Annotated in this window: 17 protein-coding genes and 2 rRNA genes (1 of these 19 only partly in view); 10 read left to right on the top strand and 9 right to left on the bottom strand. The window is 69.6% G+C overall.

The annotated features are described in order from the left end of the window. The 3 genes from ACQPZZ_RS11105 to ACQPZZ_RS11115 all read left to right on the top strand — a co-directional run. A 23S ribosomal RNA gene (locus ACQPZZ_RS11105) occupies positions 1 to 1,379 on the top strand; it begins 1,726 nt to the left of the window's first position. 76 nt (positions 1,380 to 1,455) lie between these two features. Further along, positions 1,456 to 1,572: ribosomal RNA gene (rrf, locus tag ACQPZZ_RS11110) — 5S ribosomal RNA — on the top strand. A gap of 323 nt (positions 1,573 to 1,895) precedes the next feature. Then, positions 1,896 to 2,546, top strand: coding sequence for a formylglycine-generating enzyme family protein (locus tag ACQPZZ_RS11115; RefSeq protein WP_432931317.1), 651 nt, complete (start codon positions 1,896 to 1,898; stop codon positions 2,544 to 2,546). Positions 2,547 to 2,548: 2 nt separating this feature from the next. On the opposite strand, the gene ACQPZZ_RS11120 is transcribed toward ACQPZZ_RS11115, so the two are convergent. Next, positions 2,549 to 3,022 (bottom strand): Lrp/AsnC family transcriptional regulator, encoded by a 474-nt coding sequence (locus ACQPZZ_RS11120; protein WP_432931319.1) that lies wholly within the window; start codon positions 3,020 to 3,022, stop codon positions 2,549 to 2,551. Between the two features lie 131 nt (positions 3,023 to 3,153). On the opposite strand from ACQPZZ_RS11120, the gene ACQPZZ_RS11125 reads away from it, so the two are divergent. Continuing rightward, a complete protein-coding gene (locus ACQPZZ_RS11125; RefSeq protein ID WP_432931321.1) occupies positions 3,154 to 4,044 on the top strand; it encodes a phenylalanine 4-monooxygenase in 891 nt (296 codons plus the stop codon). Positions 4,045 to 4,068: 24 nt separating this feature from the next. On the opposite strand, the gene ACQPZZ_RS11130 is transcribed toward ACQPZZ_RS11125, so the two are convergent. From ACQPZZ_RS11130 to ACQPZZ_RS11145, 4 genes are all read right to left on the bottom strand, one after another. After that, positions 4,069 to 5,538 carry a phosphodiester glycosidase family protein gene (locus ACQPZZ_RS11130; protein ID WP_432931323.1) on the bottom strand — a complete coding sequence of 490 codons (1,470 nt, stop codon included), beginning with the start codon at positions 5,536 to 5,538 and terminating at the stop codon, positions 4,069 to 4,071. A 159-nt stretch (positions 5,539 to 5,697) separates the two neighbouring features. After that, positions 5,698 to 5,901 carry a hypothetical protein gene (locus ACQPZZ_RS11135; RefSeq protein ID WP_363647822.1) on the bottom strand — a complete coding sequence of 68 codons (204 nt, stop codon included), beginning with the start codon at positions 5,899 to 5,901 and terminating at the stop codon, positions 5,698 to 5,700. A 166-nt stretch (positions 5,902 to 6,067) separates the two neighbouring features. Next, positions 6,068 to 7,678 carry a PucR family transcriptional regulator gene (locus ACQPZZ_RS11140; protein ID WP_432931325.1) on the bottom strand — a complete coding sequence of 537 codons (1,611 nt, stop codon included), beginning with the start codon at positions 7,676 to 7,678 and terminating at the stop codon, positions 6,068 to 6,070. Between the two features lie 66 nt (positions 7,679 to 7,744). Continuing rightward, on the bottom strand, positions 7,745 to 8,455 hold the full coding sequence (locus tag ACQPZZ_RS11145) for a TetR/AcrR family transcriptional regulator C-terminal domain-containing protein (protein WP_432931327.1): 711 nt from the start codon (positions 8,453 to 8,455) through the stop codon (positions 7,745 to 7,747). Positions 8,456 to 8,538: 83 nt separating this feature from the next. Here ACQPZZ_RS11145 and ACQPZZ_RS11150 point away from each other — a divergent pair, with 83 nt between their 5' ends. The 4 genes from ACQPZZ_RS11150 (at position 8,539) to ACQPZZ_RS11165 (ending at position 14,101) form a co-directional block, all read left to right on the top strand. Beyond that, entirely contained in the window at positions 8,539 to 10,008 is a 1,470-nt protein-coding gene (locus ACQPZZ_RS11150; RefSeq protein WP_432931329.1) for an MFS transporter, read from the top strand. Between the two features lie 69 nt (positions 10,009 to 10,077). Beyond that, positions 10,078 to 11,373: an aspartate aminotransferase family protein gene (locus tag ACQPZZ_RS11155; protein WP_432931331.1), complete on the top strand. Its 1,296-nt coding sequence runs from the start codon at positions 10,078 to 10,080 to the stop codon at positions 11,371 to 11,373. Then, on the top strand, positions 11,360 to 12,853 hold the full coding sequence (locus ACQPZZ_RS11160) for a CoA-acylating methylmalonate-semialdehyde dehydrogenase (protein ID WP_363647812.1): 1,494 nt from the start codon (positions 11,360 to 11,362) through the stop codon (positions 12,851 to 12,853). The genes ACQPZZ_RS11155 and ACQPZZ_RS11160 overlap by 14 nt, the downstream gene beginning before the upstream one ends. 66 nt (positions 12,854 to 12,919) lie before the next feature. Continuing rightward, a complete protein-coding gene (locus ACQPZZ_RS11165) occupies positions 12,920 to 14,101 on the top strand; it encodes an extracellular solute-binding protein (RefSeq protein ID WP_432931333.1) in 1,182 nt (393 codons plus the stop codon). 10 nt (positions 14,102 to 14,111) lie between these two features. Here ACQPZZ_RS11165 and ACQPZZ_RS11170 read toward each other — a convergent pair whose 3' ends face one another. Then, positions 14,112 to 14,693: a hypothetical protein gene (locus ACQPZZ_RS11170; protein WP_432931335.1), complete on the bottom strand. Its 582-nt coding sequence runs from the start codon at positions 14,691 to 14,693 to the stop codon at positions 14,112 to 14,114. 69 nt (positions 14,694 to 14,762) lie between these two features. Here ACQPZZ_RS11170 and ACQPZZ_RS11175 point away from each other — a divergent pair, with 69 nt between their 5' ends. Then, positions 14,763 to 15,368, top strand: coding sequence for a TetR/AcrR family transcriptional regulator (locus ACQPZZ_RS11175; protein WP_432931337.1), 606 nt, complete (start codon positions 14,763 to 14,765; stop codon positions 15,366 to 15,368). A gap of 21 nt (positions 15,369 to 15,389) precedes the next feature. Here ACQPZZ_RS11175 and ACQPZZ_RS11180 read toward each other — a convergent pair whose 3' ends face one another. Then, the gene (locus tag ACQPZZ_RS11180) at positions 15,390 to 15,638 is read right to left on the bottom strand and encodes a hypothetical protein (protein ID WP_363647804.1); all 249 of its coding nucleotides are present in this window, start codon (positions 15,636 to 15,638) and stop codon (positions 15,390 to 15,392) included. A 170-nt stretch (positions 15,639 to 15,808) separates the two neighbouring features. Beyond that, positions 15,809 to 17,158 carry a 4-aminobutyrate--2-oxoglutarate transaminase gene (gene gabT, locus ACQPZZ_RS11185; protein WP_432931339.1) on the bottom strand — a complete coding sequence of 450 codons (1,350 nt, stop codon included), beginning with the start codon at positions 17,156 to 17,158 and terminating at the stop codon, positions 15,809 to 15,811. A gap of 127 nt (positions 17,159 to 17,285) precedes the next feature. Between gabT and ACQPZZ_RS11190 the strand changes: the two genes are divergently transcribed. Further along, positions 17,286 to 18,968, top strand: a complete 1,683-nt coding sequence (locus tag ACQPZZ_RS11190) for a PucR family transcriptional regulator (RefSeq protein WP_432931341.1) — start codon at positions 17,286 to 17,288, stop codon at positions 18,966 to 18,968. 7 nt (positions 18,969 to 18,975) lie between these two features. On the opposite strand, the gene ACQPZZ_RS11195 is transcribed toward ACQPZZ_RS11190, so the two are convergent. Next, positions 18,976 to 19,605 carry a TetR/AcrR family transcriptional regulator gene (locus ACQPZZ_RS11195; RefSeq protein ID WP_432931343.1) on the bottom strand — a complete coding sequence of 210 codons (630 nt, stop codon included), beginning with the start codon at positions 19,603 to 19,605 and terminating at the stop codon, positions 18,976 to 18,978. Between the last annotated feature and the right edge of the window lie 217 nt (positions 19,606 to 19,822).

Here is a 19,822-nt window from a genome sequence, read left to right on the forward strand (position 1 = left end):
TGCCGAGCCGATTGTGGCGAAGTGGGTGATCCTATGCTGCCGAGAAAAGCCTCTAGTGAGTGTCGCGGCGGCCCGTACCCGAAACCGACTCAGGTGGTCAGGTAGAGAATACCAAGGCGGTCGGGTGAACTGTGGTTAAGGAACTCGGCAAATTGCCCCCGTAACTTCGGGAGAAGGGGGACCTTTACTGGTGATGAGACTTGCTCTTTGAGCTGGTGGGGGTCGCAGTGGCCAGGGGGAAGCGACTGTTTACTAAAAACACAGGTCCGTGCGAAGTCGTAAGACGATGTATACGGACTGACGCCTGCCCGGTGCCGGAACGTTAAGGGGACCGCTTAGCACTCTTCGGGGTGCGAAGGTGAGAACTTAAGCGCCGGTAAACGGCGGTGGTAACTATAACCATCCTAAGGTAGCGAAATTCCTTGTCGGGTAAGTTCCGACCTGCACGAATGGCGTAACGACTTCCCCGCTGTCTCAACCACAGGCCCGGTGAAATTGCAGTACGAGTAAAGATGCTCGTTTCGCGCAGCAGGACGGAAAGACCCCGGGACCTTCACTACAGCTTGACATTGGCGTTTGGAGCGTCTTGTGTAGGATAGGTGGGAGACTGGGAAGCTCTGACGCTAGTCAGGGTGGAGTCATTGGTGAAATACCACTCTGGTCGTTTTGGACGTCTAACCCGCGCCCGTGTATCCGGGTGGGGGACAGTGTCTGGTGGGTAGTTTAACTGGGGCGGTTGCCTCCTAAAAGGTAACGGAGGCGCCCAAAGGTTCCCTCAGCCTGGTTGGCAATCAGGTGTCGAGTGTAAGTGCACAAGGGAGCTTGACTGTGAGACTGACGGGTCGAGCAGGAGCGAAAGCTGGGACTAGTGATCCGGCATCGGCGTGTGGAAGCGGTGTCGCTCAACGGCTAAAAGGTACCCCGGGGATAACAGGCTGATCTTCCCCAAGAGTCCATATCGACGGGATGGTTTGGCACCTCGATGTCGGCTCGTCGCATCCTGGGGCTGGAGTAGGTCCCAAGGGTTGGGCTGTTCGCCCATTAAAGCGGTACGCGAGCTGGGTTTAGAACGTCGCGAGACAGTTCGGTCCCTATCCGCTGCGCGCGCAGGAGACTTGCGAGGGGCTGTCCCTAGTACGAGAGGACCGGGACGGACGAACCTCTGGTGTGCCAGTTGTTCCGCCAGGAGCACGGCTGGTTGGCTACGTTCGGTAGGGATAACCGCTGAAAGCATCTAAGCGGGAAGCTCGCCTCAAGATGAGGTCTCCCACCACGAGAGTGGGTAAGGCCCCCTAGAGATGATGGGGTTGATAGGCCGGAAGTGGAAGCGCAGTAATGTGTGGAGCTGACCGGTACTAATAGGCCGAGGACTTGACCATATTATGCTCGCGTTCACTATGTGATCTCAGAGACAGCAACCGCTTGTAGTTGAGTTGGTTGTGTGTTTCATGGGGTTACGGCGGTTATAGCGGCAGGGAAACACCCGGTTACATTCCGAACCCGGAAGTTAAGCCTGTCAGCGCCGATGGTACTGCACCGGGGACGGTGTGGGAGAGTAGGACGCCGCCGGACAATTTTGTGAAAGGGCCATCCCGTTTGGGATGGCCCTTTCTGCGTTATCGAGAGGGCAGGGCCTTCAGCGACCTTCTATGCCTCGGATGTCACCCGGGCAGCGACGATGGGCCTGATCGTGACGGGATGGAAAGTGCTCTCGTTCGTTCCCCACCGGTACCCGTAGAAGTCGCCGCGACAGGGGCGGTCCCGTGCGGGGTGTTCGTGGAGTCCATCGATCGCGGCCACTGCATCTGCCGACGGATTGACAGTGGTGAGTGGGGACGGTTAGGACCTTGAAGGTGAGTCGTGACCCGTCGCCGGCCGAGGTGACCCTTGAACAGATGATCCGCGTTCCCGCAGGGCGAATCCTCCTCCGGGATGAGGGGACGCGGACCAACTGGGTGGCCGAGGTCGGGGAGTTCCTGTTGGCGCCGTATCCCGTGACCAGGGAGCTCTACAGAGCCGTCACCAGTGCAACCGAAGTGCCCTTGGCGGCACCGCTGACGCCCATGGCCGAGGTCTCCTGGAAGGACGCGGTCAGGTTCTGCAACCTGCTCTCGGAGACGGCCGGGCTGACGCCGTGCTACTCCTTCGGTGACGACCTCGACGCGCAGGACGTGGTCTGCGACTGGGACGCCGACGGATACCGCCTGCCGTCCGAGGCGGAGTGGGAGTACGCCTGCCGGGCCGGGACGACGGGCGTGCGGTACGGAGAACTCGACGAGATCGCCTGGTACCGGGAGAACTCCGGCGGGCGACTGCACGACGTCGGCACCAAGGCACCGAACGCGTGGGGCTTGTACGACATGATCGGCAATGTCTGGGAATGGTGCTGGGACGTCTACGACGCCGCTGTTTACGGCCCCTATCGAGTCTTCCGCGGCGGAGGGGCTCATGACCTGCCCCGAGGGTGCCGGGCGGCATGCCGGCGCAAGAGCCACCCCACGTTGCGCATCGACGACCTCGGCTTCCGCCTCGCCCGGTCCGTCTGACGTCAGGACGCGGGCGGCGTGACCGCGGCCTCCAGCAGGGGTTCGATGCGGAAGGGGATCTGGGTCGACAGGGCGATCGTCGTGTCGGTGCGATGGACGGCGGGTGAGGCGAGGACCCGGGCGATGATCTCCTGCAGGTGCGGGGTGCTGCGAGCGGCCACGCGGCACAGCAGATCGCCCTGGCCGCTGGTGCCGTACACCTCGAGGATCTCCGGAATGCCGGCCAGCCACCGCACGGCCTCGGTCAGCCGGCCCTGGGCGATCTGCAGGGACGCGAAGGCGAGGATGGGATAGCCGATCTGCTCCGTGGTGATCGTCGGGCCGAAGTCGCCGATGACGCCGCGGGCGATGAGCTTGTCCAGTCGTGCCTGCACGGTTCCGCGGGCCACGCCGAGGAGGCGGGCCAGTTCGGTGAGCCCGATCCGGGGGTTGGCCCGCATGGTGGTCAGGAGGCGGCTGTCGAGCGCGTCGAGCATGCGCCGAGGGTACGCCCGGACTGAGCGATTCGACCAGTGAAGTCACCCCCAGACGCCATGATTTGAGCGGTTCGCACACCTCGACTGGTCACTCTTGCCGGCCAAACGGTTACTTGCTGTCCTATGGGAGTATGTTCGAAGAGGCGCAGTATTTCGCTCCGGTGGCGACGAAGGATGACGGATCCGTCGTCGTCGAGCTGGCCACGAGCCACCCCGGTTTCGCGGATTCCGTCTACCGTCAGCGGCGCAACGCGATCGCGGCGCTGGCGCTGGCTCACACCCCCGGGAGTCCCATCCCCACGGCCGAGTACACCGACGAGGAGCACCACGTGTGGGCGCTCGTCACCAGGGAACTGACGGCCAAGCATCAGAAGTACGCGGTGCGCGAGTTCCTCGACGCGGCTCAGCGGCTCGGCCTGCCCGGGGACCGCATTCCGCAACTCCAGGAGGTCGGCGACCTTCTGGAACCGCTGACCGGATTCCGCTACCTGCCCGCGGCCGGGCTGGTTCCGCTTCGTGAGTTCTACGGCGTCCTGGCCGATGGGCTGTTCCACTCCACCCAGTACATCCGGCACCATTCCGTGCCCTTCTACACCCCCGAGCCGGACGTCATCCATGAGGTCATCGGCCACGCGAACACGCTGGCCTCGCCCCGTTTCGCCGCGCTCTATCGAGCCGCGGGCCGGGCGGCGCGCCGGGTGGAGACCGACGAGGCGCTGGAGTTCGTGTCCAAGGTGTTCTGGTTCACCCTGGAGTTCGGCGTCATGCGGGAAGACGGCGAACTCCGGGCGTACGGCGCGGGGATCCTCAGCTCGTACGGCGAGATCGAGGAGTTCCGCGGCATGGACATCCGTCCGCTCGACCTGACCGCGATGGGCACCACCCACTACGACATCACGAAGTATCAGGAGGTGCTCTTCGAGGCGGCCTCGTTCGACCACCTCGAAGACACCGTGGGCGCGTTCTGGGACACCTGCGACGACGAGACGATCAACCGGCTCCTGGCGGCGTCATTGGCGTGAGCCGGGTCAGCGTGTGAGCCGGGCTCAGCGCGCGCCGACGATCAGCAAGGCGTCGCCGACCGCCCGCTCCACGCCGTCGGACGGATGGTTGACCACCTTCTTGCCGATGACCATGGCGGTCGACCCGCCGCCGTCCAGGTTGATCGCGTCGCGCGCGCCGAGCCAGCGCATGAGCTCGGCCGCCTCGAAGAACGACGCGCCGACCGTGCTGCCCGGCGCCCGGCCGTCGACGACCGCGATGACGAGCTTGCCGGCCCGCGTGACGCCGGCGAGCGTACGCGGATGGCGCCGCAGGATCATGTTGGTGTTGGCCATGCCGTCCCGCGACGCGGTGATCGAGGTCTTGCCGCCCCTGACCAGACCGATCGCGCCGCCGATGATGTTGGTCTCCGGGGTCAGCGGGATGGCCTTGTCCGTCCGCAGGTCGGTGACCCGGGTCGTGACCGCGATGGCCGTGCCCTCGCCCGCGTGCTGCGACAGCCAGTCGGCGGCGGCTCCGACGCCGTGCAGCACGCGCGTCCCGGGCGCCACGGGGCCGCCGGAGGCGCGGACCGCGGTCACCTTGCCGGAGGCGTCGATGACCGCCTCGGTCCCGCCGTCCTGCGGGGTGTCCCGCCCGAGTTCCTCGGTGTACATGACCAGCTCATCCGGCTTCGGCACCCGGTTGAGACCGGTCACCTCGGCGGTGGCCCCGTCGGCCGCGCGGGCGGCGACCGAGGACGACAACTCGGTGATACGGGCCGTACGGCCACGCAGGACCAGGCCCACGCGGCCGGCGACGGCCTCGCTGAGCAGCTTGCCGCCGACGACGGAGATGCCCGTGGGGTCGCCGCGGAAGGCGGGCAGCGTGTGGATGTCGAAGAAGCCGCCGTTCACGGCGGCGAGCGCCTTGGCGGCGGAGGCCATGGCCGTGACCTTCTCGCGCTTGGCGACGCTCGTGCCCAGCGAGGCCTGGTAGGAGCCGCGGAACGTATGCGGGTCGACGACGATGACCCGCACGCTCCAGGGGCCGGTGGTGACGAAGCCGTCGTCGCCCTGGAAGTCGACCTTCGCGCTCACCCCGGCGTCCTTGAGCTGCTTGACGACCTCGGCGGCCTCGGCCTTCCGGTCGAGCGGCCAGCTGCCCACGCGGACCATGAAGTAGTCGCCGGCGGGGTGGTCCGCGACGGCGGGCCGGGTGAACTTCACGATGACGGGCTCGAGACCGGCCGTCTGCACGGCCGTCGCCTGGGCCTGAGCGTTGGTCTCGGACATGAAGTCCTTGCCCGAGACCACGACGCTGACCGTGTAGCCGTCCTGCGGCCTGCCGTGGCGGAGGGTGAAGTAGCTGACTCCGGGGGCCAGGCTCTTGGCCGCCGCCTTCGGGATGCCGGGCTCGCCGAGGGGGAAGCTCGTCGTCGGTAACCCGGCGACGGGCTCGGCGGTGGCCGGGGCCGAAGGGATGGTCGTCGTCAGGGCCAGTACGGCGGCCCCGACGATCAGGCGGCGTCTCATGCGATTGCTCCCCATTGGTGATCCTTGCGGAACTATCGTGGCGACAATCGCGTAGCGAGACGATGGAAACGCACAAAAGGATATGAAATTCCCAGCAACTCCGAAAACTTCCGCCTGTCGAATCGGACGTTTCAGGACATATATGCATTAAGGGGATGATTAGGGAGTGCGGGCGTCGATCTCCCGGGCTCGCTGGACGAACTCCTGTGCGGACCGGGCCTCGATGTGGACGAGCAGTCCGTCGCGCCGCCGGGACATGCCCCAGTAGTGCGTGGTGGCCTGACCCCACCAGATGGTCCATTTGGGGAAGCGCGCGGACAGGGCCCGAACCACGACCGTCGGGCTGATTTGGGGTTCGCTCATCGTGGGCACGTGTCGAGGTAAACACGATTCACCCCGTGATCGCGAGTATACGAAAAGTAGTCGTGTGCGATAGGACTTACACCCGGGACGACATACCTGCTTTCCAGGTATCGGCATCTCCGCGGGGAACCGTGCATCAGCCGCTGTAACGGCACAAATCGCGCGGTCAGCTGTTGTCGCGGCGGAAGGTCTCCAGGGCCAGCAGGGCGACATGCAGCGACAGGCACGACTCGACGTCGTCGAGATCGGTCTCGAGGACGCGCTCCAGCCGTCGCAGACGGTCGTAGAAAGCGGGGCGGGACAGATGTGCCCTCTGGGCGGCCACCGCCTTGTTGCGCCCCGCGTCGAGATAGATGCGCAGGATCCTGGTCAGGTCGCCGTGCCGCTGGGCGTCGTGGGCCAGCAGGGCCCCCAGCTCGCGCTCGGCGAAGGTCTGTAGCCGGGCGTCGTCGCGCAGCAGGTGCAGCAGGCCGCGCAGCCGCAGGTCGGGCAGGCGATAGAACGGCCGCCCGTCGGGCTGGCGCACCGCCACCTCCGCCACCTGCTCGGCTTCCAGGAAGCTGCGCCGTACGTCCTTGACGGTCTCGACGACCGAGCCGGCCGCCAGCACGAACGGTGTGGCGAAGTTCGCCCGCAGCCGCTCGGCCAGCGCCTCGAGCGCCGTCTCCGCGGTCATGCGGGGCGGCAACGGCAGTAGCACGCCGACGCGGCTCTGGTCGAGTGCGCCGACCAGGGCGGGCAGCTTGGCCTCGCGGCAGGCGGCGGCGCCGGCCTCGGCGAGCTCGCCCAGCCTGGCCTGCTCGCCCAGCGTGCTGCCGACGGGCGAGGTCAGCCGGATGACGGCGCCGACGAGCCTGCGGCCGGTGAGGGGGACGCCGACGGCGCGGGCGCGGGCGGCGGCCTCGTCCGGATCGGCGTACGCGTGTGTGAGGATGCCGGTCAGTATGGTTCCGTGCGCCTGCCGCTCCAGGGACTCCTGGTGCCGCTCCAGCAGGCGGCTCAGCGCGAGCGTGGTCGCCGCGCGTTCGGCCAGCACGATGTCGCGGGGGCTGGGCGGGCCGTCGCACAGCAGGATGAGCCGTCCCCAGTCCTGGCCCCGGGCGCCGACCATGGTCACCAGCCACCCGGCGGCCGCGTCGTAGGCGGTCCGCTCGGCCGGCATGACCGCGCGCGACCTGGTCTCCCAGTTGGCCAGCACGCTGCCGGTGTCGCCCCCGGCCGTGTCACAGGCCAGCACCTGGTGGGCCAGGTTCTCCAGCAGCACCGGGCGGCCGGAGAAGCGGGTGACCTGGTTGAGCACCTCGGCAGGGGACGCGCCCTCGACCGAGAGCTCGGTGAACACCTCGTGCAGTTGCTCGGAGGCCCGCAGCTCCTGGAGCTGGATGTCGATGATGCGCGCGTGGACCGACTCGGTGATCTGCACGAAGGGGGTCTCACGGGCCAGCGTGATCAGGGGCAGCCCGTGCTCCTCCGCCGCCTTGACCACCGCCCTCGGCAGCTCGCGGACGAACCTGCGGCCGAGCTCCACGATCAGGCCCGAGGCGCCGACGGCGGCCAGCTCGCAGATGTAGTCGGCAAGCTTGTCGGGCTCGTCCGGCAGCGCCACCCCGGTGGTGAGGACCAGTTCGCCGCCGCGTAACAGGTGGGCGATGTCGTGGACCTCGCCCACGTGGACCCAGCGGACGCGGGTGTCCAGCCGGTCGCCGCCCGCCACCACGCGGGGGCTGCCGCGCCGGACGGTGTCCAGCGCGAGCACGTCGGCGACCGTGGGAAGCATGCACAGAGGCTACCTGATCACCATGTAAGGATGACGCCCCGCTAGCTGACACACTGAGAGCGACTCTCAGCGCAGGCGTGTGCCGAGACCGTCCAGAAGGGCCATCAGCCCGAAGTCGAAGCTGAGCCGCCGCACGATCGAGGGATCGTAGCTCTTGCCCGCGTACGTCTGGTAGCGCTCACGCAGTCGAGGGCGCTCGGACGCCAGCTTCTCCAGCACGGGCGCCATGGCCTGCTGCAGCTCCAAGGGGCCGGTGCCGGCCTCGGTGACCGCCCTCGACCAGGCCACCTCGGGCACGGTGGCTCCGAGCGTGAAGGCGACGACCGCGGCCACCGCGTAGTCCAGGTCCATGTCGCCGAACCCCGCGTCGGCGAAGGCGGCCGTCAGGTTGTCGGCGGCGGCGAGGGCGTTGGGTCCCAGTGCGGGCAGCGCGCCGATGAGGCTCGCGCTCCACGGATGCTCCAGGATCGCGCCGCGAAGGCCGTACGCGAAGGCGGTGGCCGCCTGCCGCCACCCGGCGTCGTCCGGCACGGTGACCATGCCGTAGACCTCGTCCATGACGAGTTCGAGCAGCTCGTCCTTGTGCGCCACGTGCCAGTAGAGGCTGGTCGCCCCCGCGCCGAGCCGGGCCGCGAGCTTGCGCATGCTGAGCGCGTCGAGGCCTTCGGCGTCGAGCAGCTCCACGGCCGCCCGGACGATCTGGTCGCGGGTGAGCCCCTGCTCGCGCGCTCCCTTGCGCTCGCGGGTCCATACGGAGGAGAACGGCTTCGCTGACACGGCCTCACAATATTCGCTCGCACGGTGTTCGGCTCGGCCGTACAGTGTTCGATACTACTCGCACACCGTACGAGGAGAACTCAATGTCCCATCCCCGGCGCTGGTGGATACTCGGCGTCCTCTGTCTGAGCCTGCTGACCCTGGTCGTGGACAACACCGTCCTCAACCTGGCGATCCCGTCGCTCATGCGCGACCTCGGCGCGACGCCGCCGGACGTGCAGTGGATCATCGACGCGTACGTCCTGGTCTTCGCGGGGCTGCTGCTCACCGCGGGGAGCCTGTCCGACCGGTACGGCAGGCGGCGGATGCTCGTGATCGGCCTGGCGTTCTTCGGCGGGGCCTCGCTGGCGGCCACGCTCGCCACCGAGCCCTGGCAGCTCATCGCGGCCCGCGCGCTGATGGGCGTCGGCGGCTGCTGCGTGATGCCCTCGACCCTGTCGATCCTGATCACCGTGTTCGACGAGAGCGAGCGCCGCAAGGCGATCGCCGCGTGGAGCTCGGTCGCCATGGTCGGCGTCATCGCCGGTCCGACGATCGGCGGGTTCCTGCTCCAGCACTACTACTGGGGCTCGGTCTTCCTGCTCAACGTGCCGATCGCGGTGCTGGCGATCGTCGCGGCCTTCGCGCTCATGCCGGAGACGTACGGCGAGACGCGGCGGGCCGACCCGCTCGGGGTGATCCTGTCCACGGCCGGGATGGGCGGGCTGGTCTGGGCCGTCATCTCGGCGCCCGGCGGGCACTTCAACCCCCTCGCGGTGGCGGTCTCGGCGGCCGCCTTGGTGGCGTTCGTGCTGTGGGAGCGCCGCACCGTCCACCCCATGCTTCCGCTCGGCCTGTTCCGGGACCGCTCGTTCAGCGGGGCGTGCTTCTCGATCGTGCTGCTGTCGTTCGGCGCGGGCGCGCTGATGTTGGCCATCACGCAGTATCTGCAGTTCGTCCTGGGCTACGACCCGTTGAAGGCCGGCTTCGCCCTGCTGCCGTACGTGGTCGCGGCGATGGTGTTCAACGGTCTGGGCGCGGCGCTCGGCAAGAAGGTGAGCAACCGGACGCTCATCGTGTCGGGGCTGGTCGTCATGGCCGCCGGGTTCGTGCTGCTGTCCACGCTCACCGGCGGGTACGGCACGCTGATCGCCGGTCTGATGGTCATGGGCGTGGGCGGCGGCCTGGCCGGCCCGGCGGCGTACGCCACGCTGATGGGCGCGGTGCCGCCCGAGCGTGCCGGGGTCGGCTCCGCGCTCAACGACACGGTGCAGCAGGTCGGCATGGCGCTGAGCGTGGCCGTCCTCGGCAGCGTGCTCGCCGGGGCCTACACCGCCGCCATGCCGGAGTCGGCGCCGCCGGGGGCGCGCGAGTCGATCGGCGTCGCGGTGAATCTGGGCGACGCCGCCGTGGCCGCCGCCGGACGCGAGGCGTTCGTGTCGGCGATGTCCGTCGGCTCGTGGGTGGGCGCGGGCTGCTCGCTCGCGGCGGCCCTGGTCGCGCTGCTGGTCCTGCGCGGGAAAGCCGCCGCGACGGCTCCCGCCCAGCAGCCTGCGGCACCCACCACTGTGTAAGCGAGATTCGAGGTATCCCAGACAGACTGACAGGTGAGCCGATCGCCCGTCAGCCGGGATACTCGAAGCATGTCGGACCTTCTCGCACGCCATCGCGCGGTCATGCCGAACTGGATGGCCCTGTATTACAACGAGCCCATCGAGATCGTCGGCGGCAAGGGGAACCGCGTCGTCGACGCCGGCGGGAAGAGCTATCTCGACTTCTTCGCCGGCATCCTGACCAACATGATCGGGTATGACGTGCCCGAGGTGCGGGAGGCCGTCGAGCGCCAGCTCGCGACCGGCGTCGTCCACACCTCGACGCTGTACCTCATCCGCGGCCAGGTCGAGCTGGCCGAGAAGATCGCCCGCCTGTCGGGCATCCCGGACGCCAAGGTCTTCTTCACCAACTCCGGCACCGAGGCCAACGAGACGGCCCTGCTGCTGGCCACCTACGCCCGCGGGTCCGACCAGGTGCTCGCCATGCGGCAGAGCTACCACGGCCGGTCGTTCGGCGCGGTCAGCGTGACCTCCAACCGGTCCTGGAAGAACAACTCCCTGTCGCCGCTCAACGTGCACTTCCTGCACGGCGCCGACCGCCACCTCGCGCAGTTCCGCGGCATGTCGGACGCCGACTACATCGCCGCCTGCGTGGACGACCTGCGCCACGTGCTCGCCACGGCCGTCACCAAGGACGTCGCCGCGCTGATCGCCGAGCCGATCCAGGGCGTGGGCGGCTTCACGATGGCCCCCGACGGGCTGTTCGCCGCATACAAGGAGGTCCTCGACGAGGAGGGCATCCTGTTCGTCTCCGACGAGGTGCAGACCGGCTGGGGCCGCACGGGATCGGCGTTCTTCGGGATCCAGAACCACGGCGTGACGCCGGACATGATGACCTTCGCCAAAGGGCTCGGCAACGGCTTCGCGGTCGGCGGCGTCGTGGCGCGCGGCGACCTCATGGACGGCCCGCACGCCGCCGGTGTGGCCACGTTCGGCGGCAACCCGATCTCTATGGCGGCGGCCAACGCCACCCTCGACTACGTGCTCGACCACGACCTGCAGGCCAACGCCGCGAGGACCGGCGAGATCATCATCGGCGGGCTGCGCGAGGCGGCCCCCCGGCTGCCCGTCGTCGGCGACGTGCGCGGCAAGGGACTGATGTTCGCCGTCGAACTGGTCGACCCCGCCACCAAGGCGCCCGCCCCGGCGCTCGCCGCCCGCTTCCTGGAGGAGACCAGGAAGCTCGGCCTGCTCGTCGGCAAGGGCGGGTTGTACGGCAACACGCTGCGGATGGCGCCGCCGCTCACCCTCACCGAGGACGAGGCCCGCGAGGGCCTCGGCATCCTCGTCACCGCTCTGGAGGCCGTCAACGATGAAGCGCGTTAACCACTACATCGGCGGCGAGGTCGTCGAGGGCGACGGCCGTACGGCGGAGGTGTTCGACCCGGCGACCGGCGAGGTGAGCGGTCACGTGTCGCTCGCCTCGGCCGAGGAGGTCGACGCGGCGGTCGAAGCGGCGGCGCGGGCCTTCCCCGCCTGGCGCGACGCCTCGCTCACCAAGCGCACCCAGATCCTGTTCCGGTTCCGGGAGCTGCTCGACGCGCACCGCGACGATCTGGCGGCGCTGATCACCGCCGAGCACGGCAAGGTGCACTCCGACGCCCTCGGCGAGGTGGCCCGTGGCCTGGAGGTCGTGGAGTTCGCCTGCGGCATCCCCCACCTGCTCAAGGGCGGCTACTCGGAGAACGTCTCGACCCGGGTCGACTCCTACTCGATCCGTCAGCCCCTCGGCGTGGTGGCGGGCATCACCCCGTTCAACTTCCCGGCGATGGTCCCGATGTGGATGTTCCCGGTGGCCATCGCCTGTGGGAACACGTTCGTGCTCAAGCCCTCCGAGCGTGACCCCTCCGCGTCCCTGCTGCTCGCGGAGCTGTGGCGGCGGGCGGGCCTGCCGGACGGCGTGTTCAACGTCGTCCAGGGTGACAAGGTGGCGGTGGACCGGCTGCTGGAGCACCCGGCCGTACGGGCCGTGTCGTTCGTCGGCTCCACCCCGATCGCGCGGTACGTGTACGAGACCGGCACGGCCCACGGCAAGCGGGTGCAGGCGCTCGGCGGAGCCAAGAACCACATGCTCGTGCTGCCCGACGCCGACCTCGACCTGGTCGCCGACTCGGCCGTCTCGGCGGGCTTCGGCTCGGCGGGGGAGCGGTGCATGGCGATCTCCGTGGTGCTGGCGGTCGACCCGATCGGCGACGAGCTGGTCGAGAAGATCGTGTCGCGGGTGCGGGACCTCAAGATCGGCCCGGGGAACGACTCCGAGTCGCAGATGGGCCCGCTGGTCACCGCCGCCCACCGGGACAAGGTGGCGTCCTACCTCGACCTCGGTGTCGAGGAGGGGGCCAAGCTCGTGGTCGACGGCCGCGAGACACCGGTGAGCGGAGGCCGGGGGAACGGCTTCTGGCTCGGCCCGACCGTTCTCGACCACGTGCCGCCGAACTCCCGCGTCCACCGCGAGGAGATCTTCGGCCCGGTGCTGTCGATCGTGCGCGTCCGCTCGTACGAGGAGGGCCTCGAGCTGATCAACACCGGCGAGTACGGCAACGGCACGGCGATCTTCACCAACGACGGCGGCGCGGCCCGGCGCTTCCAGAACGAGGTGGAGGTCGGCATGATCGGCGTCAACGTGCCGATCCCGGTGCCGATGGCCTTCTACAGCTTCGGCGGCTGGAAGGCCTCGCTGTTCGGCGACACCCACGTGCACGGCACCGAGGGGGTCCACTTCTACACCAGGGGCAAGGTCGTCACCTCGCGGTGGCTCGATCCCTCCCACGGCGGCGTGAACCTGGGATTCCCCACCAACGCCTGAGCGGCGGAATCCGAGTCTCCGGGCCAGTAGGCTCGGAAGGTCCGTCTTCTCTCATGGGGGTCGTGCGTGCGGCGTACACATGTGGTCGCGGCGGTCTCGGCCGTGGCACTGCTCGCCGCCGCCTGCGCGGGCCGTCCCGCGCCCGTGACGGAGGTGGTCGCGCCGGGCACCTCCGTGGCCGCGGCGACCGCCTCCCGCAGCGCGGGCCCCAGCCCGTCCTCCACGGGCCCCACGCCCGCTCCCATCGCGTCCCTCGGACCGGGCGAGGGGACGGTCAGCGTGGTGGCGATCGACGGGTACGCCGAATGGGGCGGCGTCGATCCCAAGGTCAAGTGGGTCGGCGCGTTCGAGAAGGAGACGGGCTGCAAGGTCAGCCTGCGGTACTACGACCCGCGGCAGGAGGAGAAGCCGGGCGACTTCCCGCCGTCGTCGTTCGACGTGATCTCGGCGACGCCGGAGGTCGGCGGCCGGCTCATGAACGAGGGCAAGGCCGCCCCGCTCAACACGGCTCTGCTGCACGGCTACGACAAGCTCCCCAAGAGGCTGCGGACGCTGCCGTCGGTCACCCGGGACGGCCGGACGTACGGCGTGCCGTACGTCTGGGCGACCAACGAGGTCCTCTACGACACCGGCGAGGTCAGTCCCGGCGGGCTGGAGTCGCTGTTCGAGGACAAGGGGCCCGTGTTGCTGCGGGACCGGCCGCTGTCGCTGGCCGACGCCGCGCTGGTGCTCAGGGCCGGAGGCGCGAAGATCAAGGACCCGTTCGACCTCACCGACGCCCAGCTCGACGCCGCCGCCGAGCTGTTCACGTCGGGCAAGAAGGGCCGTCATGTCTTCTGGCGCGACCCCGTCGAGGTCGTCCAGGGCTTCGCGACCGGGTCCGTACGGCTCGCGCAGGCCACGCCGTACCACCTCGACGTGCTCAGGCGCGGGCACAAGCCGGTCAGTGCGCTGACGGACCGGCCGGTGACCGGATGGGCGGACGCGTGGATGGTGTCGGCCCAGGCCGCGCATCCGTCGTGCGCGTACAAGTGGCTCGGCTTCACCATGTCGGCGGACGTGCAGCGCAGGGCGGCCGCCTGGACGGGACTGGCTCCGGCCAACCCCGGGGCGTGCACCGGCGCGGCCCGCCGGATCTGCGCGGACTACCACGCAGGCACCTCCCGGGCGTTCCGCGGCGTCTACTTCGCCGTGCGCCCCGAGGCGTACGACAAGTGGGTGGACCGCTGGTCGCGCATCGTGGCCTGATCCGTGCCGGTCAGCGCGCGGCCCTGCCGGTGAGGGAGTCGTCCTTCCCGGCGCGCCGGGGCGGGCGTGTGGGGAAGACGGTGCAGGCGACCGGCCAGAACACCAGCCAGACCACCATGACGAACGTGAGGCGACCGGCCCACGCCAGGAGGGCCGCCGCCCGGTCGAGATCGCCGATCACCACGACGCCGGCCAGCAACAGGCCGCAGGCGACGGCCCAGCCGATCATGCCCTGGCCCCAGGCGCGCCATTCGTACCTGGCCCGCTCCCTGCCGTAACGCTTGCGCCGGTCGGGCGGCGGCCCTCCGGCATAGCGGTGGGCGAACCTGACGTCGGCCCACCGCACCATGTCGTGCCCGAAGGCGACGGAGAACCCCAGGTAGGCCGCGGCCAGCCCGTGCGTGAACTCGGCCCGGCCGCCGCCGCGGAGGTCGGCGACGCCGGCGACGAGGAGGACCAGGTCCACCAGCGGGACGGCGAGCAGCAGCAGGCCGCCGAGCCGCCGCCTGCGCAGGAGATAGCGGACGGCGAGCCCGGCGCCCAGCAGCACCCAGAACGCGACCTCGCAGGCGACGATCAGACCGACCAGCATCCCGGCTCCTTTTTCGCACGATGTGCTACAAACCTATATCGCTCATTGTGCTATAAAAAGGCGGGACGCGTGGCTGGAGGAGCTGTGCCCAAGATCGTGGACCACCAGGCGCGGCGTGAGGAGATCGCCGAGGCGCTGTGGCGAGTGGTGCGCAGGGACGGCGTCGGCGCCGCCACCGTACGCAGCATCGCCGCGGAGGCCGGCTGGTCCCCCAGTGCGCTACGGCACTACTTCACGACCCAGGCGGAGCTGCTCGCCTTCGCGATGGAGCACGTCATCACGCGGGTCCGCGCGCGTATCGAGACCACCGACTTCCATGGCCCCGTTCGCGTCGCCGTACGCCGCCTGCTGGAGGAGCTGCTGCCGATGGACGCGGAGCGGCGCGCGGAGGCCGAGGTCTGGCTTCAGCTGACCGCGCGCGCCCAGGGCGACCCGTCCGCCACCGACTGGTTGCGCCGCGCGGACGACGGTGTGGGGGAGGCGGCGACCCTGGCCGTCCGCGCGCTCGCCGAGGAGGGGGAGCTCGCCGGCCATCGGGACGCCGATTTCGAGGCGGCGCGGCTGCACGCTCTCCTCGACGGCTTGACCGTCCATGTCCTGGCCAGGCCGGAGTCGATGCCGCCCGAGCGCATGAGCGCGGTGCTGGCCGCCCACCTGGAGGATCTGGCGACCTGAGGGACGTTAGGGGGAGGTCTGTCAGGACATGGCCGCCCGGGAGCGGCGGGGCACCGGCACCTTGCCCTCGGGGGCGGGCAGCAGGGCCTCGGCGCAGTCGTCGCACGCGTGAACGGGGGCGTTGTCGGGCAGCGTGCCCACCTTGACCCGGGGGCGGGGCCACTTCTTGTGGCAGACGACGCAGGCGTCGCCGTCGCGCTGCGTGATGGTGAGGCCGGCGGGGTCGAACGTCAGCATGAGCCGCTCGGCGCCGTTCGGGTTCCAGCCCATCAAAGTCCCCCCTCGATCACCTATCGGAACCGTTATAACGCGGTTACCCTTCGTGATCGGCGCGAGTCGGGCCAAGCGATGGTCAAATCGAGGCATAACGCAAGCCGTACAACATCAAAAGGGACACCTCGGAACAGACCGGGTGCCCATTTTGATGTTGTTTAAACGGTCTACGCCACGTTGAGTGCCTTCTCCAGAATGGTGAGGCCCTCCTCGAGCAGATGGTCGGGGATGACCAGCGGCGGCAGGAAGCGCAGCACGTTGCCGTACGTCCCGGCGGTGAGCGCGAGCAGGCCCTGCTCGTGGCACCTGCGGGCGATCTCGGCGGCCGGGTAGGGCTCCTTGGTTCCCGGTACGACGAGCTCGACGGCGATCATCGCGCCGCGCCCGCGCACGTCACCGACGATCGGGTTGCGCTCCTGGATGGCGCGCAGGCGGGGCAGCATGATCTCGCCGATGTGCCGGGCCCGCTCGACGAGCTTGTCCTGCTCGATGGTCTCCAGCACGCCGAGGGCCGCCTCGCAGGCGAGCGGGTTGCCGCCGTACGTGCCGCCGAGGCCGCCGCTGTGGACGCGGTCGAGCAGGTCGGCCCTGCCGGTGACCGCCGCCAGCGGAAGGCCGCCGGCGATGCCCTTGGCGGTGGTGATGATGTCCGGGACGATGCCCTCGTCCTCGCAGGCGAACATGTGGCCGGTGCGGGCGAAGCCCGTCTGCACCTCGTCCGCGATGAAGACGATGCCGTTGGCGCGGCAGAACTCGACGATCTTCGGCAGGAAGCCGCGGGCCGGTTCGATGAAGCCGCCCTCGCCCGCTATCGGCTCGATGAGCACCGCCGCGACGTTGTCCGCGCCGATCTGCTTGTTGATCATGTCGATCGCCTGCGCCGCGGCCTCCTCGGCGCAGTTGTCCGGGCCGGTCGGCCAGCGGAACGGGTAGGCGAGCGGCACGCGGTACACCTCGGGGGCGAACGGCCCGAACTTGTGCTTGTACGGCATGTTCTTGGCCGTCAGCGTCATCGTCAGCAGGGTGCGGCCGTGGTAGCCGTGGTCGAAGACGACCACGGCCTGCCGCCCGGTGGCGTGCCGGGCGACCTTGATCGCGTTCTCGACGGCCTCCGCGCCGCTGTTGACCAGGAACGTCCGCTTCTCGTGGTCGCCGGGCGTGAGCGCGTTGAGCTTCTCGCACACGGTGACGTACGACTCGTACGGGGCGACCATGAAGCAGGTGTGGGTGAAGTCGGCGACCTGCTTCTGGACGCGCTCGACGACCCGGGGCGCCGCGTTGCCGACGTTGGTCACGGCGATGCCGGAGCCGAAGTCGATCAGCGAGTTGCCGTCCGCGTCGACGATCACACCGCCGCCCGCGTGGGTCACGAAGACGGGCAGCGTGGTGCCGATGCCGGCAGGCACGGCGGACTGCTTGCGCGCGAACAACTCGCGGGATCGCGGGCCGGGGATCTCGGTGACGAGGCGGCGCTCCTGGGGGAGCTGCGGGCCGCCGTGCGTGATGGCAGTGCTCATATCTGAGACGGTACGACCGCCTCCCCCACCTGCCGATATGCCGCTATGTCAGAATGTAGGCGTACTTTTGGCCGGTGAGGACAAGCCGGTTGTCCGGGGACAGACCGGTTGTTCGGGGGGAAGAGCGGTGGCACCCACGCTGCGCCGGATCACCGCGATCGTACCGCTCCACCTTGAGGTTCTCGCCGGGCGGAACGGTCTCGGCCGCCCCGTCCGCTGGGTCGCGGTGAGCGAGCTGGAGGACCCCACGCCGTTTCTCGAGGGCGGCGAGCTGGTGCTCACGACCGGCATGCGCCTGTCCGATGGCGACGCCGTGCCGTACGTCTCACGGCTCGTGGCCAGGGGCGTCACCGGGCTGGGGTTCGGGGTGGGGCTGAGTCATGAGGCCGTGCCGCCCGCCTTCACCGAGGCGGCCGAGGCCGCCGGGCTGCCGCTGATCGAGGTGCCGAGGGACACGCCCTTCATCGCGATCGGCAAGGCCGTCAGCGATCTGCTCGCCGGGGAGCAGTACGAGGAGATCAGCCGTGCCTTCGCGGCCCAGGGCAGGCTCACCCGCGCCGCTCTCCAGCGGCAGGGGCCGGTCGCCGTGGTGGACCGGCTGGCCCGGGAGATTGGCGGCTGGGCGCTGCTGCTCGACCCGTCGGGCGCCGTACGGCACGCCGCCGACGCCACCGGCCGTCCGGATGACAGGCGCGGCGCGGCGGGAGACTGGGCGGGGGAGACGGCCCGTTCGTTGCGACCCGAGATCGCCCGGCTGCGGGGTACGCCGTCCCTGTCGAGTCTCGCCCTGGCCACCCCGGGAGAGCATGTCGTGGTCCAGCCGCTGGGCCGCAGGGGGTTCTTCGCGGTGGGCTCGCCGCGGCCGTTCTCGCCCATCGCGCACACGGTCGTCAACGCGGCCGGATCCCTGCTGACGCTGGCGCTCGAACAGGGCAGGGAGCAGAGGTCGGCGGCGGCGCATGTCCGTTCGGCGGTGCTGCGGCTGCTGCTCGCCGGTGAGGAGCGGGCCGCCGCGGAGACGCTGGCGGCCCTGGGCATGCGCCTGCCGGGGGAGCCGGTCACGGTCCTCGCCTGCGACGCCCCCGACCCGGAGGCGCTGACGGAGGTTCTGTCCGGCGCCGGGCCGGCCGCCGAGGTGACGCGGGTGCTGCCCCCGTGTTTCACCGCGCCCTGGGAGGGACTGCTCGTCGTGCTGGCCCCGGACTCGCACGCCGACGAGATCGTCGCGCTGGCCGCACGGCATGGCCGGGTGGGTGTGAGCGCCCCCGGTGTTGAGATGGCGCGTTCCGGCGGCCGTGTGGACGACCGGGTGAACGACCGCGTGGGATCTCACGCGGAAGGCGGTGCGGAGGCCGCCGCGGCCGGGCCGGCGGCCTGGATCGCGCCCCGCCCGGAGTTCGCCGACCGGCCCGGCGGGGGGGTCGGCGGGGGCGGCCTCGACCGCGCTCTCGACCGTGCCCTCGGCCGTGCTCTCGACCAGGCTCGGCGGGCACTGGTCTCGGCCTCCCCGGTGGCGCGCTTCAGCGAACTCGCCGGGCGTGGGCTGCTGTCGCTGCTCGATCCGGCCGCCGCCGCGTCGTTCGCGGCGGCGATCCTCGCGCCGCTTCGCGAGTACGGCTCGCGCGCCGATCTGGTCGAGTCGCTGCGCGCCTACCTGGCCAGCAACGGCCACTGGGACGCGGCCGCGCAGCGCCTGGGTGTGCACCGGCACACGCTGCGCTACCGGATGAAGCGGGTGAGTGAGCTGCTCGGCCGCGATCTGGACGATCCCGCCGTCCGCGCCGAACTGTGGATCGCGCTCTGTCTGTGACGGATGGTCAGGCCGAGGGACGCGCGAGGAAGGCGCGGATGGCGGCGTTCGTGACGATCTCGTACGTCTTGCCGTCGGGCAGATGTCCGGCACGTTCCAGACTGAGCGCGCCCTGAGCCGCGGCCCACAGCGTGTCGGCGATCTTCCGCGGCTGGGTGGGCACGAGGTGGCCGGCGGAGATGCAGTCGGCGATCACCCGGTCCACGATGTTGAGCGCGGCCCTCGCGAGGGTGCGGGCGCGCTCGCTCGGTACGAAGCCGGGGATGGCCCGTTCGAACATGAGGCTGTAGTAGCCGGGCTCGGCCAGCGCCGCCTCCCGGTACGCGGGACCGAGCAGGCTCAGGTGCTCCAAGGGGTCGTTGCGCTGCGGCACCGCCTCCAGCCTGCGCCGGAACCGTTCGAAGCCCTCCAGATAGAGCGCTTCGGCCAGCCCCTCCTTGCTGCCGAACATCGTGTAGATGACCTGGGTGGAGCAGCCGGCCTCGGTGGCGATCCTGCGTACGGTGAGACTTTCCGGCCCCGCCTTGGCGAGCAGTCCGTTCGCGACGTCGAGCAGACGGGTGCGCAACTCGTCGTAGTTGCTGCGATGGCCACGTGCGTAGGCACCCTGAAGACCGAGCGGCGCCGGCGTACCCATCAGCGACGAGCCCTTCTCATATTGGGGGTCCCGCGACAGACCCGGAAGATGACTTAACCATGCCGCTCGGGCTTCAAACCGCAGTGAAACAGAAAACATCATGAAATTGCCGCGCATCCGTGACATCTGGGAAGTTGTCCATGATGGCGCGGCTGGGGGCGGCGATTGGCCCGCGCGGAGTAACGACCCCCTCCCACCAGGTGGCATAGCGTGAAGA

It is taken from the genome of Microbispora sp. CA-135349 (genome assembly GCF_050947365.1).
Classification (GTDB): Bacteria; Actinomycetota; Actinomycetes; order Streptosporangiales; family Streptosporangiaceae; genus Microbispora.

What these genes read in the sequence shown, in the direction of transcription:
- ACQPZZ_RS11115 (WP_432931317.1), top strand. Translation starts at nt 1,896, where the DNA reads ATGATCCGCGTTCCCGCAGGGCGAATCCTCCTCCGGGATGAGGGGACG.
- ACQPZZ_RS11120 (WP_432931319.1), bottom strand. Translation starts at nt 3,022, where the DNA reads ATGCTCGACGCGCTCGACAGCCGCCTCCTGACCACCATGCGGGCCAAC.
- ACQPZZ_RS11125 (WP_432931321.1), top strand. Translation starts at nt 3,154, where the DNA reads ATGTTCGAAGAGGCGCAGTATTTCGCTCCGGTGGCGACGAAGGATGAC.
- ACQPZZ_RS11130 (WP_432931323.1), bottom strand. Translation starts at nt 5,538, where the DNA reads ATGAGACGCCGCCTGATCGTCGGGGCCGCCGTACTGGCCCTGACGACG.
- ACQPZZ_RS11135 (WP_363647822.1), bottom strand. Translation starts at nt 5,901, where the DNA reads ATGAGCGAACCCCAAATCAGCCCGACGGTCGTGGTTCGGGCCCTGTCC.
- ACQPZZ_RS11140 (WP_432931325.1), bottom strand. Translation starts at nt 7,678, where the DNA reads ATGCTTCCCACGGTCGCCGACGTGCTCGCGCTGGACACCGTCCGGCGC.
- ACQPZZ_RS11150 (WP_432931329.1), top strand. Translation starts at nt 8,539, where the DNA reads ATGTCCCATCCCCGGCGCTGGTGGATACTCGGCGTCCTCTGTCTGAGC.
- ACQPZZ_RS11155 (WP_432931331.1), top strand. Translation starts at nt 10,078, where the DNA reads ATGTCGGACCTTCTCGCACGCCATCGCGCGGTCATGCCGAACTGGATG.
- ACQPZZ_RS11160 (WP_363647812.1), top strand. Translation starts at nt 11,360, where the DNA reads ATGAAGCGCGTTAACCACTACATCGGCGGCGAGGTCGTCGAGGGCGAC.
- ACQPZZ_RS11170 (WP_432931335.1), bottom strand. Translation starts at nt 14,693, where the DNA reads ATGCTGGTCGGTCTGATCGTCGCCTGCGAGGTCGCGTTCTGGGTGCTG.
- ACQPZZ_RS11180 (WP_363647804.1), bottom strand. Translation starts at nt 15,638, where the DNA reads ATGGGCTGGAACCCGAACGGCGCCGAGCGGCTCATGCTGACGTTCGAC.
- gabT (WP_432931339.1), bottom strand. Translation starts at nt 17,158, where the DNA reads ATGAGCACTGCCATCACGCACGGCGGCCCGCAGCTCCCCCAGGAGCGC.
- ACQPZZ_RS11195 (WP_432931343.1), bottom strand. Translation starts at nt 19,605, where the DNA reads ATGGGTACGCCGGCGCCGCTCGGTCTTCAGGGTGCCTACGCACGTGGC.